9 protein-coding genes are annotated in these 15,536 nt (G+C 70.8%); 4 read left to right on the forward strand and 5 right to left on the reverse strand.

The window, feature by feature from the left end:
• Positions 1-137 precede the first annotated feature (137 nt).
• From HLB44_RS23810 to HLB44_RS23825, 4 genes are read left to right on the forward strand one after another with little or no spacing between them, the layout of a single operon-like run.
• Positions 138-1,580: an efflux RND transporter periplasmic adaptor subunit gene (locus tag HLB44_RS23810; protein WP_173128109.1), complete on the forward strand. Its 1,443-nt coding sequence runs from the start codon at positions 138-140 to the stop codon at positions 1,578-1,580.
• The gene (locus tag HLB44_RS23815; protein WP_173128112.1) at positions 1,577-4,675 is read left to right on the forward strand and encodes an efflux RND transporter permease subunit; all 3,099 of its coding nucleotides are present in this window, start codon (positions 1,577-1,579) and stop codon (positions 4,673-4,675) included. Before HLB44_RS23810 ends, HLB44_RS23815 begins: the two co-directional genes overlap by 4 nt.
• Positions 4,672-7,869 (forward strand): efflux RND transporter permease subunit, encoded by a 3,198-nt coding sequence (locus HLB44_RS23820; RefSeq protein ID WP_173128114.1) that lies wholly within the window; start codon positions 4,672-4,674, stop codon positions 7,867-7,869. Before HLB44_RS23815 ends, HLB44_RS23820 begins: the two co-directional genes overlap by 4 nt.
• Positions 7,870-7,889: 20 nt before the next feature.
• Positions 7,890-9,329 (forward strand): efflux transporter outer membrane subunit, encoded by a 1,440-nt coding sequence (locus HLB44_RS23825; RefSeq protein WP_173128117.1) that lies wholly within the window; start codon positions 7,890-7,892, stop codon positions 9,327-9,329.
• 6 nt (positions 9,330-9,335) lie between these two features.
• Here HLB44_RS23825 and HLB44_RS23830 read toward each other — a convergent pair whose 3' ends face one another.
• From HLB44_RS23830 to HLB44_RS23850, 5 genes are all read right to left on the reverse strand, one after another.
• Positions 9,336-9,665, reverse strand: a complete 330-nt coding sequence (locus HLB44_RS23830) for a hypothetical protein (RefSeq protein ID WP_173128120.1) — start codon at positions 9,663-9,665, stop codon at positions 9,336-9,338.
• 43 nt (positions 9,666-9,708) lie between these two features.
• Entirely contained in the window at positions 9,709-10,923 is a 1,215-nt protein-coding gene (locus HLB44_RS23835; protein ID WP_173128123.1) for an MFS transporter, read from the reverse strand.
• Complete coding sequence (gene parC, locus HLB44_RS23840) at positions 10,920-13,253, reverse strand: DNA topoisomerase IV subunit A (protein WP_173128126.1); 2,334 nt, start codon at positions 13,251-13,253, stop codon at positions 10,920-10,922. Before parC ends, HLB44_RS23835 begins: the two co-directional genes overlap by 4 nt.
• Before the next feature lie 68 nt (positions 13,254-13,321).
• Entirely contained in the window at positions 13,322-14,956 is a 1,635-nt protein-coding gene (locus HLB44_RS23845; protein ID WP_173128129.1) for a long-chain fatty acid--CoA ligase, read from the reverse strand.
• Positions 14,957-14,967: 11 nt separating this feature from the next.
• A complete protein-coding gene (locus HLB44_RS23850; protein WP_173128132.1) occupies positions 14,968-15,519 on the reverse strand; it encodes a GNAT family N-acetyltransferase in 552 nt (183 codons plus the stop codon).
• Positions 15,520-15,536: the final 17 nt, after the last annotated feature.

The following is a 15,536-nucleotide window of genomic DNA, read 5'->3' on the forward strand; positions in this document are numbered from 1 at the left end:
CCAGGCAATCCCGCGTGATTTGAGCGCCATCAAGCGCCCAGGTGTGACCACATGTACTTCACATTGCGAACGGAAATGTCTTTACACGCGCTGGGCACAGTGGCTGCCACGTGATCCGCGCCTCACCTGGCCCGACGATGCCCGAACAACAAGCACCCTCCTCGCCCGTTGTCCCACCGACGCGCCCGGCGCGCCGCTGGCTCGGCACCGCACTCGCGCTGGCCGGCCTGTTGCTGCTCGGCGGCGGCGCCTGGTACCTGACGCATCGCCCGCCGGCGACCGATGCCGCCGCGGCCGCCGGGGGTGGCCAGCCCGGAGGCGGTGGCCCGGGCGCGCGTGGCGGTGGCGGCGGGCGCGGTGGCGGCATGGCCAGCACGGTGGCGATCGCGGTCGCGCGCCGCATCGACGTGCCGGTCTACTTCAACTCACTCGGCACCGTGACCTCGGCGGCCACGGTGGTCGTGCGCCCGCAGGTCTCGGGTGTGCTGCAGCAGGTGCTGTTCACCGAAGGCCAGATGGTCACCAAGGGCCAGCTGCTGGCACAGATCGATCCGCGGCCCTTCGAGATGACGCTGATGCAGGCCAGCGGCGCGCGTATCCGCGACGAGGCGCAACTGCAGAACGCCAAGCTGACGCTGGAGCGCTACCGCACGCTGCTGGCACAGGACTCGATCGCGCGGCAGGATGTCGACACCCAGGCCGCGCTGGTCAAGCAGCTCGAAGGCAGTGTGACGGCCGACCGCGCCGTCGAAGGCACCGCGCGGCTGAACCTGAGCTATGCCCGCATCGTCGCGCCGGTGGCCGGGCGGGTCGGCCTGCGCGCCGTCGATGCCGGCAACATCGTCAGCAGCAGCGATGCCAACGGCATCGCGACGATCACGCAGGTGGCGCCGATCGACGTGCAGTTCAGCGTGCCGCAGGACCGCGTGCCCGAGCTGCTGCAGCAGATGCGCGCCGGGCTGCCCGCGCGCGCCTTCGACCGCACGCGCAGCACGCTGCTCGAGGAAGGCCGCTTCGCGATCCTCGACAACCAGGTCGACACCACCACCGGCACCGTCAAGGCCAAGGCGCGCTTCCTGAACCGCGAGGGCCTGCTGTTCCCGAACCAGTTCGTCAACCTGCAGCTGCAGGTGCGCATCATCAAGGACGCCGTCGTCGTGCCGGTCAGCGCGGTGCGCAACGGCGCCGCCGGTGATTTCGTCTATGTGCTGAACGACGACCGCACCGTCAGCCAACGCCCGGTCAAGCGCGGTGAGGCGACACCGGACCAGGTCGTGATCAGCAGCGGGCTCGAAGGCGGCGAGCGGGTCGTCACTGAAGGCGCCGACCGGCTGAAGGACGGTGCGCGCGTGCAGCTCGGTGGCGACCGCGCGTCGGCTCCCGGCCGCGGTGCGTCGCGGCCCGGAGGTGCGTCGCGCCCCGACGGCGCTTCGGGCCCGGGTGGCGGCCGCTGGCGCGAAGCGCGCGCCGCCGGCGCCGCCGGCGCGTCCTGGCCGGCCGGCGCGGCCAGCGCGGCCTGGCCCGAGGGCGCATCGCGCCCGCGCCGCAGCGAGCGCCGCGCCTCGGCCCCCGATTCATGAACCCGTCGCGCCCGTTCGTTGAGCGCCCAGTCGCCACGGGCCTGCTGATGCTGGCGATCGTGCTGGCCGGCCTGGTCGGCTTCCGCCTGCTGCCGCTGTCGGCGCTGCCGCAGGTCGACTTCCCGACGATCCAGGTGCAGACGCTGTACCCCGGCGCCAGCCCGGAGGTGATGAGCCGCACCGTCAGCGCGCCGCTGGAGCGCCAGTTCGGCCAGATGGCCGGCCTGAATCGGATGAGCTCGACCAGCGCGTCCGGCGTCTCGATCGTCACGCTGCAGTTCTCGCTCGGCGAAACGCTCGACGTCGCCGAGCAGGAGGTGCAGGCGGCCATCAACGCAGCCGGCTCGAGCCTGCCGGCCGACCTGCCCGCGCCGCCGGTGTATGCCAAGGTCAACCCCGCCGACGCGCCGGTGCTGACGCTCGCGATCAGCTCCGACACGCTGCCGCTCACCGAGGTGCAGAACCTCGTCAACACCCGCCTGGCGCAAAAGATCTCGCAAGTCGCCGGCGTCGGCCAGGTGAGCTTGTCGGGCGGCCAGCGCCCTGCCGTGCGCATCCAGGCCGATACCCAGGCGCTGGCGGCCAAAGGCATCGGCATCGATACGCTGCGCAGCGCGATTTCCGCGGCCAATGCCAACAGCGCCAAGGGCAGTTTCGACGGGCCGACGCGCAGCTACAGCATCAACGCCAACGACCAGCTGCTGACTGCCGCCGACTACCGCAACCTGATCGTCACCTACAAGAACGACGCACCGGTGCGGCTGGCCGAGGTCGCCCGCGTGATCGACAGCGCCGAGAACACGCAGCTCGCCGCGTGGGCAGGCCGGACACCGTCGATCATCCTGAACGTGCAGCGCCAGCCCGGCGCCAACGTGATCCGCACCGTCGATGCGATCAAGGCCCAGCTGCCGGCCCTGCAGGCGCAGCTGCCGGCGACGCTGAAGGTCGAGCTGCTGTCCGACCGCACGACAGGCATTCGCGCGTCGGTCGCGCACGTGCAGATCGAGCTCGCGCTCGCGGTGCTGATGGTCGTGCTGGTGATCTTCTTCTTCCTGCACAGCCTGCGCGCGACACTGATCGCCAGCGTCGCGGTGCCGATCTCGCTGATCGGCGCCTGCGGCGTGATGTACCTGCTCGGCTACAGCCTGAACAACCTGAGCCTGATGGCGCTGACGATCGCCACCGGCTTCGTCGTCGACGACGCGATCGTGATGCTCGAGAACATCAGCCGCCACGTCGAGGAAGGCGAGAAGCCGCTCGCCGCTGCCCTGAAGGGGGCCAAGGAGATCGGCTTCACGATCATCTCGCTGACGGTGTCGCTGATCGCGGTGCTGATCCCGCTGCTGTTCATGGGCGACGTCGTCGGCCGCCTGTTCCGCGAGTTCGCCGTCACGCTGGCGATCACGATCCTGATCTCGGCCGTGGTGTCGCTGACGCTGGTACCGATGCTCGCCGCGCGCTGGCTCGGCGACTCGGCGCGCCATGGCGGCCGCATGGGCGCCGCGATCCAGCGCCGCTTCGACGCGGTCATCGCACGTTATGACGTCTGGCTCGGCCACGTGCTCGCGCACCAGCCGCTGACGCTGCTGGTCGCGCTGGTGACGCTGGTGCTGACGGTGATGCTCTACCTGGTGATCCCGAAGGGCCTGTTCCCGACGCAGGACACCGGCCAGCTGCAGGCGCGCGTCGAGGCGGCGCAAGGCGTGTCGTACCGCCACATGAGCGAACTGCAGCAGGCCGCGGCCGATGCGCTGCTGCGCGATCCGGCGGTCGCATCACTGGCGTCGTTCGTCGGCGTCGACGCCGCCAACAACACGATGCTGCACACCGGCCGCATGCTGATCAACCTGACGCCGAAGTCCGAGCGCGGCGATCAGGCCGCGGTGATGCAGCGGCTGCGCGAGCGCGTGTCGCAGATCGCCGGCGCGAAGCTCTACCTGCAGCCGACGCAGGACCTGACGATCGATGCCGAAACCGGTCCGACCGAGTTCCGCGTCTCGCTCGAAGGCGCCGACACCGCCAGCGTCACCGAGTGGGCGACCAAGCTGACGCAGCGGCTGCAGACGGTGCCGCAGGTGCGCAATCCCGTCACCGATGCCGGCGCCACCGGCATGGCGGCCTTCGTCGACATCGACCGCGACACCGCAGCGCGGCTGGGCGTCACCGCCAGCGCCGTCGACGACGCGCTGTACAGCGCCTTCGGCCAGCGCATCGTCTCGACGATCTTCACCGAGACCAACCAGTACCGCGTGATCCTCGAGGCCCAGCCCGGCGTGCTGACGTCGCCGGAAGCGCTGGGCGAGCTGCGCCTGCGCACGCCGTCTGGCGGCAGCACGCCACTGTCAGCGTTGGCCACGGTGCGCGAGCGTCCGGCGCCGCTGCAGGTCACCCACGTCGCGCAATTCCCGGCCACGACGATCGGCTTCGACACCGCGCCCGGTGTCGCGCTCGGCCGCGCCGTGGACGCCATCCGCGCGGCGGCCAAGGACATCGGCCTGCCCGCCGGCGTGACGATGAGCTTTCTCGGCGCGGCCGGCGCCTACGAACACTCGCTGGCCAACCAGCTGTGGCTGATCCTCGCCGCGGTGGTCTGCGTCTACATCGTGCTCGGCGTGCTGTACGAGAGCTACATCCACCCGCTGACGATCCTGTCGACGCTGCCGTCGGCGGGAGTCGGCGCGCTGCTGGCGCTGATGATCGGCGGCCACGACCTCGGCGTGATCGGCATCATCGGCATCATCCTGCTGATCGGCATCGTCAAGAAGAACGCGATCATGATGATCGACTTCGCGATCGATGCCGAGCGCGACGAAGGCAAGGCGCCGGAAGAGGCGATCCGCCAGGCCGCGCTGATGCGCTTCCGCCCGATCCTGATGACGACGCTGGCCGCGCTCTTCGCCGCGCTGCCGCTGATGCTCGGCTGGGGCGAAGGCTCCGAGCTGCGCCGGCCGCTCGGCCTGGCGATCTTCGGCGGGCTGGTGCTGAGCCAGCTGCTGACGCTGTTCACGACGCCGGTGATCTATCTTGGCTTCGATCGGATGGGCCGGCGCGTGCGGGATTGGCGCGAGCGCCGCGCCGCGAAGGCTGCGGCATGAATCTGTCGAAGCCCTTCGTCGAACGGCCGGTGGCCACGGTGCTGCTGACCATCGGCCTGGCGCTCGCCGGCATCGCCGCCTTCTTCGTGCTGCCGGTGTCGCCGCTGCCGCAGGTCGACTATCCGACGATCTCGGTCAGCGCCAGCCTGCCCGGCGCCAGCCCGGAGACGATGGCGTCGAGCGTCGCGACGCCGCTGGAGCGGCGCCTGGGCGTGATCCCCGGCGTCAACGAGATGACCTCGTCGAGCTCGGCCGGCTCGGCGCGCGTGACCCTGCAGTTCGACCTCAACCGCCCGATCGACGGCGCCGCGCGCGAGGTGCAGGCGGCCATCAATGCCGCGCGCGTCGACCTGCCGGCCACGCTGCGCAGCAACCCGACCTACCGCAAGATGAATCCGGCCGACGCGCCGGTGATCATCCTCGCGCTGACCTCGAAGACGCGCACGCCGGGCCAGGTCTACGACGCGGTGTCGAACATCGTCAGCCAGCGCGTGGCGCAGGTCGACGGCGTCGGCGACGTCGAGATCGGTGGCGGCTCGCTGCCGGCGGTGCGCATCGAGCTGATGCCCTTCGTGATGCAGCGCTACGGCATCAGCAGCGCCGAGGTGCGCGCCGCGCTGCAATCGGCCAACGCCAACCGGCCGCAGGGCGCGATCGAAGGCGACGAGCGCCGGCTGCAGATCTACACGCCCAAGCCCGAGCGCAGCGCGGCGGAGTTCGCGCGGCTCGTCGTCGCCTGGCGCAACGGCGCCGGCGTGCGGCTGGCCGACATCGCCAGCGTCGAGGACAGCGTCGAGAACACGCGCACGCTCGGCCTCTTCAACGGCGAGCCGGCGGTGGTGGTGCTGATCACGCGCCAGCCCGGCGCCAACGTGATCCAGACCGTCGACGCGGTGCGCGCGCTGGTGCCCGAGCTGCAGGCGCAGCTGCCGCAGGACATCACGCTGCGCGTCGCCTCCGACAGCACCAACTCGATCCGCTCGTCGTTGAAGGAGATCGAGCTGACGCTGGTGCTGTCGGTGCTGCTGGTGGTGGTCGTCGTCGGCCTCTTCCTCGGCAGCGTGCGCGCCACGCTGGTGCCGGCGGTGGCCACCGTCGTCTCGCTGCTGGCGACCTTCGGCGCGATGTACTTCTTCGGCTTCAGCCTCAACAACCTGAGCCTGATGGCGCTGACGGTGGCCACCGGCTTCGTCGTCGACGATGCGATCGTCGTGCTCGAGAACACCGTGCGCCACATCGAGGCCGGCATGGACCGCATGGAAGCGGCGCTGCAGGGCGCGCGCGAGGTCGGCTTCACGGTGCTGTCGATCAGCCTGTCGCTGGTGGCGGTGTTCATTCCGCTGCTGTTCATGGAAGGTCAGGTCGGGCGGCTGTTCCGCGAGTTCGCGATCACGCTGTCGGCCGCGGTGATGATCTCGCTGGTCATCTCGCTGACGACGACGCCGATGATGTGCGCCTGGTGGCTGAAGGGCGCGGCCCCCCGGCACGACGGTCCGCCGCCGCGGCGCAGCCGCTTCGCGCGCGCCGGCGCCTGGGCCTGGCAGCAGGTGCTGAAGACCTACGCGCGTTGCCTCGACTGGGCGCTGGCCAGCAAGGCGCTGGTGATGCTGATCCTGGTCTTCGTGATCGGCATGAACGTCTACCTGTTCATGCACACCCCCAAGGGCTTCTTCCCGCGCCAGGAGACCGGCCAGATCAGCGGCGGGCTGTCGGCCGACCAGAGCATCTCGACCAAGGCGATGGGCGCGAAGCTGCGCGAGGTGGTCGACCTGATCCGCGCCGACAAGGCGGTCGACACCGTGGTCGGCTTCACCGGCGGCGGCCGCGCCGGCGGCGGCTTCCTGTTCGTCAACTTGAAGCCCTTCGGCGAGCGCAACGAAGGTTCGCAGGCGGTGATCAACCGGCTGCGGCCGCAGCTGGCGCAGGTCACCGGGCTGCGGCTGTTCCTGAACCCGGTGCAGGACCTGCGCATGGGCGGCCGCAGCGCCAACGCGAGCACCCAGTACACGCTGAAGTCCGACAGCCTGACCGACCTGCGCCACTGGGCGACGCGGCTGGCCGACGAGCTGAAGCTCGAACCACGGCTGACCGACGTCAACACCGACCAGACCGAGAACAGCGTCGAGAGTTACGTCGAGATCGACAAGGACAGCGCGGCGCGCTTCGGCATCACCGCCGCGGATGTCGACAATGCCCTGTACGACGCCTTCGGCCAGCGCGCCGTCAGCACGATCTACGGCGACGTCAACCAGTACAAGGTGGTGATGGAATGGGCGCCGGCGTTCACGCGCGGGCCGACCGCGCTGAACGACGTGATGGTGCCGGCGCGCACCGCGAACGCCGTGGCCGGCAGCTCGGCGAACCCGGGCCAGCGGGATGCCTCGACAGCCGCCGCGCTGAGCAGCGCCGGCAACGTGATGGTGCCGCTGGCGGCGATCGCGCGCTTCAAGGAAGGTGCGGCGCCGACCTCGGTGCAGCACCAGGACACCGAGCTCGCGACGACGGTCTCGTTCAACCTGGGCGACGGCGTGTCGCTGGGCGAGGCGCAGCAGATCGTCGCGCAGGCGCAGGCCCGCATCGGCATGCCGACCAATGTACGCGGCGGCTTCGCCGGCACGGCCTTGAGCTTCCAGCAGTCGCAGAGCCAGCAGCTGTGGCTGATCCTCGCGGCGCTGGTGGTGATCTACATCGTGCTCGGCGTGCTGTACGAGAGCCTGATCCATCCGCTGACGGTGCTGTCGACGCTGCCCTCGGCCGGCGTCGGCGCGGTGCTGGCGCTGCTGGCGCTGCGCATGGAGTTCACGATCATCGCCTTGATCGGCGTCTTCCTGCTGATCGGCATCGTCAAGAAGAACGCCATCCTGATCATCGACTTCGCGCTCGAGGCCGAACGTGCGCGCGGCCTGAGCGCCACCGAGGCGGTGCGCGAGGCCTGCCTGCTGCGGCTGCGCCCGATCCTGATGACGACGCTGGCCGCGGGCCTGGGCGTGCTGCCGCTGGCGCTCGGCTTCGGCGAAGGTGCCGAGCTGCGCCAGCCGCTGGGCATCGCGATCATCGGCGGGCTGATCGCCAGCCAGCTGCTGACGCTGCTGACGACGCCGGTGGTCTACGTGCTGCTCGACGGCCTGCGCAAGCGGCGCGATGACGAGCGGCAGCTGAGCCGCGCCGGGCAGACGCTCGAGAGCGGTGCCTGAACCGAACCTGACTTGTCATCATGACTTCCCGATCTCCCTTGAATCGCCTGGCGCTGACCGCGCTGGCCGCCGCCGTCGTGCTGGCGGGCTGCGCCTCATCCGGCCGGGCGCCCTCCTCGCCCGAGCTGAACCTGCCGGCCAACTTCAAGGAGGCGACGCCGGCCGCCGGCTGGGTCGCCGCGCAGCCGGCCGACAGCGCACCGCGCGGCCCGTGGTGGCAGCGCTTCGGCGATGCCGAGCTCGATGCGCTGGTGGCACAGGTGACAGTATCGAACCAGAACGTGGCCGCGGCTGTTGCGCGTTATGCCGCGGCGCAGGCGCTGGTGGCCGGCGAACGCGCCCGGCTGCTGCCCGGCCTGCAGCTGAGCGGCGGCGCATCGCGCTCGGGCGGTGGCGGCGACACGCCGTCGCGCAACAGCTTCCAGCTCGGTCTCGGCGCGAGCTGGGAGCCCGACCTGTGGGGGCGGCTGCGCGGCGCCGTCACGCAGGCCGAAGCCAACGCGCAGGCCAGCGCGGCGGACCTGGCGGGCGCCACGCTGTCGGCGCAGGCACTGCTGGCGACCGACTACTTCCTGCTGCGCGAGGCCGATGCCGAGCTGGCGCTGCTGCGCAGCAGCGTCGCCGGCTTCGAGCGCAGCGCGCAGATCGCGCAGAACCGCTACGCCGCCGGCCAGGTCGCGCGCACCGACGTGCTGCAGGCCGAGACGCAGCTGGCCAACGCGCGCGCCGACCTGGCCGCGCTCGATGCGCAGCGGCGCCAGTTCGAGCATGCGATCGCGGTGCTGGTCGGCCGCGCGCCGGCCGACTTCACGCTGGCGCCGGCGCCCTGGGTCATGCAGGTACCGGCGGTGCCGCCGGCGCTGCCGTCGGAGCTGCTGCAGCGGCGGCCCGACATCGCTTCGGCCGAACGCGCGGTGGCCGCGGCGAATGCGCGCATCGGCATCGCGCGCGCCGCGTACTTTCCGAGTTTGTCGCTCAACGCGTCGGGCGGCAGCAGCGCGGCGCGGCTGGCCGACCTGTTCAGCGCCTCGCACCTGATGTGGTCGCTCGGCCTGTCGATCGCGCAGACGCTGTTCGACGGCGGCGCGCTGAACGCCGCGCTGCGCAATGCCGAGGCCAGCCGCGAGGTCACCGTCGCGACCTACCGGCAGACGGTGCTGAGCGCGTTCCAGTCGGTCGAGGACCTGCTCGCCAACCGGCGCGCGCTGCACGAGCAGCTGGCGCTGCGCCAGCAGGCCTCTGCCGCCGCCGACCTGAGCGAGCAGCAGGTGCTGAACCGCTACCGCGCCGGCCAGATCAGCTACACGGAAGTCGTCGCCGCGCAGGCCACCGCGCTGACCGCGCGGCGCGGTCTGGTGCAGCTGCAGGCCAGCCTGCAGACCAACGCGGTGGCGCTGATCCAGGCCATGGGCGGCGACTGGGACGCGGCGCAGCTGGGCCGCGTGGCGTCGAGCGGCTGAGGCTGTTCAGCCGATGGGCGCGTTCGGATCCCGCGGCGGCGCCGGGGCGGGTGGCACCGCCGGCGCTGCCGGCACGGGCAGCGGAGCCCGCGAGGCCGCGGGAGCGGCAGGGACCGTCTCGGGCGTTGCTGGGGTCGTCTCCGGTGCGGGTGCAGGTGCGGCCGCGGCCGGTGGCTCGGCCGGGGCCGGCGGTGCGGCGGCTTCCACCGGCGCGCTTGCCGCGGCCTGCTCAGGCGGCGCCGAAGCCGGTAGCGGCGCCTTCTTGCCGCAGCCGGCGATCAGCGCGAAACCGATGACCAGCGCCGTGGTGCCGGGAAGCGTCATCCCTTGTCGCATGAAACCTCCTTGATCGAGGCCGGCCATTGTGCCGCCGGCGAACTCAGCTCCGGCCCTCGTGCCGCACCGCAGGATCGAGCGCGGCGAGCAGCGCCAGCACGGCCGACACGACCGCGAACAAGGCCAGCGCGGCAAACACGCTGGCGTGCTCGATCACCAGCCCGCACACCGCGGCACCCACCGGATGCAGCGCGAAGGCGATCAGGCGGAAGCTCGAGTTGACGCGGCCCTGCAGGCCATCGGGGATCTTCGCGATGCGGTGGCTGAACTGCACGACGTTGTAGATCGGCGCGAAGAACTGGATCGCGCCGAGCACCAGGCCCAAGGTCAGCGCGGTGCTCGCCAGCCCGAACAGCGGGAACAGCACCGCCTGGACCACCAGCGTGCCGATGATCACGCTGCCGAAGCCGAAGCGCCGCTGGCACCACGGCCCGAGCAGCGCGCCGAACATGCCGCCCAGACCCGCCAGGCTGAAGATCACACCGATCTGCGCCTCGCCGACGCCGCGCTGCTGCGCCAGCACGATCACCAGCAGCGGCACCGCGGCGTTGACGAAGTGGCCGATGCCGGTCAGCAGCGCCATGTCGCGCACCAGCCGGTCGCGCCACAACCAGCGCAGGCCCTCGGCGATGTCCGAGCGCATGTCGAGCCGCGCCGCGCCGGGCGCCGGCTCGAACGACGCGCGCAAGCGCAGGATGCCGAAGGCCGACAGCGCGAAGCATGCGGCATTGACGACGAAAGGCAGGCCGCGCCCGAGGTTGCCGTAGAGCCAGGTGCCGAGCGCGGGCCCCGCGATGGCGGCAGCGGCGAAGCCGACCTGGTTCTGCGCCACCGCCTGCGGCAATTGCTCGTTCGCGACGACGCGCGGCAGCGCTGCCGTCTCGGCGATGTTGAAGCACACCAGCAGCGTGCCTTCGATCACCGCGACCGCGTAGATGTGCGGCATCACCAGCGCATCGAAGGCCATCGCCAGCGGCAGGCTGCCGACCGCGAGCGCGCGCCCGACATCGCAGACGATCATCACACGGCGCCGGTTCCAGCGATCGATCAGCGCGCCGACCGGCAGGCTCAGCAGCAGGTACGGCACGATGCGCAGCGCCGAGACGACGCCGACGATCGCCGGCGACTGCGTGATCGCCAGCACCAGCAGCGGGTAGATGATGCCGGTGGCGTAGGCGCCCAGGTTCGACACCACCTGCGCACCCCACAGCAGCAGGTAGTTGCGCTGGCGCCAGACCGGCGGACGCTCCTGCGTCACGCCAGCACGCGCAGCACCTTCTGCATGCCTTCGACCTTGCGCCCCTTGCGCGCGCGCTTGCCCACGTGTTCCGCCAGAGCCGCGCCCTTCAGCTCCTCGTCCTTCGGCTTGCCGCCGCGGCCGCTGCCGACGATGCGCAGGCTGCCGGCGCAGGTGGCGACCGATACCAGCGGCGACTGCTCGTCGACGTCGATCAGCGTCAGCCCCTTGCCGCCGTTGGGCTGCAGCTTCAGCTCGTCGAGCGGGAACAGCAGCAGCCGGCCGTCCATCGCCAGGCACGCCACCTGCGCGTGCGCTGCGGCCACCGCCACCGGCGGCAGCAGGCGGTCGTTGTCGCCTAAGGTCAGAAACGCGCGGCCGGCGCGGTTGCGGCCCTGCATGTCGCCGGCCTTGGCCAGCAGCCCGAAGCCGGCGGTGTTGGCCAGCAGCAGCGTCGTCTCGGCCGTTCCGGCGAAGTAGTGCGCAGGCTGCGTGCCGGCCTCGAGGTCGATGAGGCTCGTGATCGGCGCGCCATCACCGCGCCCGCCCGGCAGGCTGCTGATCGACACCGAGTAGACCCGCCCGCTGCCCTTGGCGGCCGTGCCGAAGACCAGCAGCGTCTCGACGCTGCGGCACGGGAAGGTGCCGTACAGCGCGTCGCCGGCCTTGAAGGCCAGCGTCTGCGGATCGATCTCGTGGCCCTTCAGTGCCCGCACCCAGCCCTTCATGCTGACGACCACCGTCACCGGCTCGTCGACCACCTTGATCTCGGCCACCGCGCGCTTGTCGGCCTGGATCAGCGTGCGGCGCTCGTCGCCATGCGCCTTGGCGTCGGCCTCGATCTCCTTGATCACCGTGCGCTTCAGGATCGCGGCGCTGCCGAGGATTTCCTCGAGTTTCGCCTGGTCCTCGCGCAGGCTCTTCAGCTCCTGCTCGATCTTGATCGCCTCCAGCCGCGCCAGCTGGCGCAGCCGGATGTCGAGGATGTCGTCGGCCTGCCGCTCGCTTAAGCGGAAACGCTGGATCAGCGCGGGCTTCGGCTCGTCGGCGTTGCGGATGATGCGGATCACCTCGTCGATGTTCAGCAGCACCAGCTGCCGGCCTTCGAGCACGTGGATGCGCTCGCGCACCTTCGCCAGCCGGTGCTCGGTGCGCCGGCGCACCGTGTCCTGCCGATAGGCGACCCATTCGACGAGGATCTGGCGCAGGCTCTTCTGCGTCGGCCGGCCGTCGCGGCCGATCATCGTCAGGTTCAGCGGCGCGCTGGTCTCGAGGCTGGTGTGCGCGAGCAGCGTCGTGATCAGCGCCTGCTGCTCGATGGTGCGGCTCTTCGGCTCGAAGACCAGGCGCACCGCCGCTTCCTTGCCCGATTCGTCGCGCACCGCGTCGAGCACCGACAGCACGGTGCCCTTCAGCTGCACCTGCTCGGCGGAGAGCGCCTTCTTGCCGGCCTTGACCTTCGGGTTCGTCAGCTCCTCGATCTCCTCGAGGATCCATTTCGTGCTGACGCCCGGCGGCAGCTCGGTGACGACCAATTGCCACTGGCCGCGCGCCAGGTCCTCGATCTTCCAGCGCGCACGCACCTTCAGCGAGCCGCGGCCGGTGGCGTAGGCGTCGCGGATCTCGGCCGGCGTGCTGATGATCTGGCCGCCGCCGGGATAGTCGGGGCCGGGCAGCAGCTCGTGCAGCACGTCGTCGGGCAGCTTCTCGTCGCGGATCAGTGCGACCGCGGCGGCCGCCACCTCGCGCAGGTTGTGGCTCGGGATCTCGGTGGCGAGACCCACCGCGATGCCCGACGCGCCGTTCAGCAGCACGAACGGCAGCCGCGCCGGCAGCAGCCGCGGCTCCACTTCGGACCCGTCGTAGTTCGGCACGTAGTCGACGGTGCCCTCGTCGAGCTCGTCGAGCAGCAGCCGCGCGATGGGGCTGAGGCGCGTCTCCGTGTAGCGCATCGCCGCCGCGCCGTCGCCGTCGCGGCTGCCGAAGTTGCCCTGGCCGTCGATCAGCGGATAACGCAGGCTGAAGTCCTGCGCCATGCGCACCAGCGCGTCGTAGGCGGCGGTGTCGCCGTGCGGATGGAACTTGCCCAGCACGTCACCGACGACACGCGCGCTCTTGACCGGCTTAGGGGCGCCCGCAGCGCCGAAGCCGAGCCCCATGCGCTGCATCGAGTACAGGATGCGGCGCTGCACCGGCTTCGCGCCGTCGCAGACATCGGGCAGCGCGCGGCCCTTGACGACCGACAGCGCGTATTCGAGGTAGGCACGCTCGGCATAACGCGCCAAGGTGAGGGAGTCGGTGCCGCCGCCGTCGGGCGGGCCGGATTGGAAGTCGAGTGTGGATTGGTCCATCGGATGGCGCGGCGCCGTGCGGCACCGGGCTCTCTAAGGTTCAAGCGAAAGGTCGTGGGTCCGAAGCCTCAGCGCGGAAACATCTGCCGCAGCTTCAGCTTCGAGAACTTGCCGGTGGAGGTGCGCGGCACCGCGTCGATCGTTTGATAGCGGTCGGGCAGCTGCCACTTGGCGAAACCGTGCTGCAGCAGATGCGCGTTCAGCGCATCGGGGGCCGCATTCTGCCCCGGCTTGAAGGCGACGCAGGCGAGCGGCCGTTCGCCCCATTTCTCGTCGGCAATCGCGATCACCGCCGCCTCCGCCACCGCCGGATGCGCCATCAGCGCGTTCTCCAGGTCCACCGAGCTGATCCACTCGCCGCCGGACTTGATCAGGTCCTTGGTGCGGTCGGTGATGCGCAGGAAACCCAGGTCGTCGAGCGTCGCGACGTCGCCGGTGCGCAGCCAGAGCTGGCCACGGTCGTCGCCGATGAACTTGTCCTCGCTGCGCGGCACGCCGTGGTACGAGCCGGTGATGAACGGGCCGCGCACCTGGATCTCGCCCATCGTCTGGCCGTCCCACGGGGCAACCCGGCCCTCGTCGGTGACCAGGCGCAGCTCGATCAGCGGTGCCGCGATGCCGGCCATCGCCGCGCGGCGGAAGCGCTCGTCCTCGCCGGCGTCGCGCAGCTCGGCGCGCGGGTACGAGACCGTCGCCAGCGGCGAGGTCTCGGTCATGCCCCAGCCCTGCACGATGATCACGCCATGGCGCGCGAAGGCGCGGATCAGCGATTCCGGCACCGCCGCACCGCCGACCAGCGAGCGCATGCCCTGCGGCAGCCGCCAGCGCCCGGGCGTCGTCTCGAGCGCACGTTCATAGGCCTGGATCAGGCCGAGCCAGATCGTCGGCACGCCGAGCGCCAGCGTCGGCGGCTCCAGTTGCATCAGGTCGAGCAGGTCCTCGGGATGCAGGTGCGGCCCGGGGAAGACCAGCGGCACGCCGAGCATCACCGCGCCGTAGGGCATGCCCCAGCTGTTGGCATGGAACATCGGCGTCACCGGCAGCACAACATCGCTGCTGCGCAGGCCCCAGTGATCGGCCAGGCTAGCGGCGAGCGTGTGCAAGACCGTCGAGCGATGCGAGTAGACGACGCCCTTGGGCCGGCCGGTGGTGCCGGACGTGTAGCACATGGCGACCGGATCGTTCTCACCATGCTCGGCGTACACGAAACCGTCCGGGTCGGCCTCGGCGAGCAGCGCTTCATAGTCAGCGAACTCCGCCGGCACCGGCGCGCCCGAGAACGGGAACACGATCACCTGCTCGAAGGCATGCAGGTGCGCGAACTGCCGGTACAGCGGCAGCAGCACGTCATCGACGATCAGGAAGCGGTCCTGGGCATCGGCGGCGATCCAGCCGAGCTCGTCGGGCGACAGGCGCAGGTTCAGCGTGTGCATCACGCCGCCGGCCGCCGGGATGCCGAAGTAGGCCTCCAGGTGCGCATGGTGGTTCCAGCCCAGCGTGGCGACGCGATCGCCCGGCCGCAGCCCCAGCCGCTGCAGCGCCGAGCCCAGCGCCCGCGTGCGGCGATGCCACTGGCCGTAGCTCATCGTGCGCAGCGACTTGTCGGGCAGCCGCGAGACGATGCGGTTGTGCTTGAACAGCGTGCCGGCGCGGTCGAGGAAATGGTTCAGCGACAGCGGGACGTCCATCATCGTCGCTTGCATCACGGGCCTCCTCAAGCCGCCGCCTCGAGCCCGAGCGCGACGCGTGCGTGGAATTCGCGGTCGAGCATGCTCATCACGATCAGCGAGTCGTAGCCGTCGGCGCCGTCGATGCTGATGCGCACGCTCTCGCGCAGCCGGCCTTCCTCGACGAAGCCTTCACTCGCATAGAGGGCCAGCGCGCGCGTATTCAGCGCCTTGACGTCGAGCCAGAAGCGGTGCGCATGCAGGTCGCGGTAGGCCATGCGCTTGAGCAACCGCACGCAGGCGCGGCCGAGCCCCTGGCCCTTGGGCTGCAGCACGATGCGCTTCAACTCGACGCTGCGGTGCTGATTGCGGCAGCCCTGCAGGATCACGAAGCCGGCGCGCTCGTAGTCGGCACCGGCCTCGACGATGAAGTGGCGGAAGTCGGGGATGCGCACCGCCGCCTCGTGCTGCGGGCGCTCCCAGGGCGTGATGAACGGCAGGTTGCGCGCATCGGTCTCGACCGAGATGACGAAGTCGAGGTCCGAGAGCATCGTCGGCCGCAGGCGCAGCCGGAGGTCGGGGGCGGTCGGGCTATACATCCGCCCGATTGTGGGGC

Origin of the sequence: Pseudaquabacterium terrae (genome assembly GCF_013266755.1) — a bacterium.
Classification (GTDB): Bacteria; Pseudomonadota; Gammaproteobacteria; order Burkholderiales; family Burkholderiaceae_C; genus Pseudaquabacterium; species Pseudaquabacterium terrae.

Excerpts from the sequence above, each read along its gene's own strand:
- HLB44_RS23810 (WP_173128109.1), top strand. The coding sequence starts at position 138 with ATGCCCGAACAACAAGCACCCTCCTCGCCCGTTGTCCCACCGACGCGC.
- HLB44_RS23815 (WP_173128112.1), top strand. The coding sequence starts at position 1,577 with ATGAACCCGTCGCGCCCGTTCGTTGAGCGCCCAGTCGCCACGGGCCTG.
- parC (WP_173128126.1), bottom strand. The coding sequence starts at position 13,253 with ATGGACCAATCCACACTCGACTTCCAATCCGGCCCGCCCGACGGCGGC.
- HLB44_RS23825 (WP_173128117.1), top strand. The coding sequence starts at position 7,890 with ATGACTTCCCGATCTCCCTTGAATCGCCTGGCGCTGACCGCGCTGGCC.
- HLB44_RS23845 (WP_173128129.1), bottom strand. The coding sequence starts at position 14,956 with ATGCAAGCGACGATGATGGACGTCCCGCTGTCGCTGAACCATTTCCTC.
- HLB44_RS23850 (WP_173128132.1), bottom strand. The coding sequence starts at position 15,519 with ATGTATAGCCCGACCGCCCCCGACCTCCGGCTGCGCCTGCGGCCGACG.
- HLB44_RS23820 (WP_173128114.1), top strand. The coding sequence starts at position 4,672 with ATGAATCTGTCGAAGCCCTTCGTCGAACGGCCGGTGGCCACGGTGCTG.
- HLB44_RS23830 (WP_173128120.1), bottom strand. The coding sequence starts at position 9,665 with ATGCGACAAGGGATGACGCTTCCCGGCACCACGGCGCTGGTCATCGGT.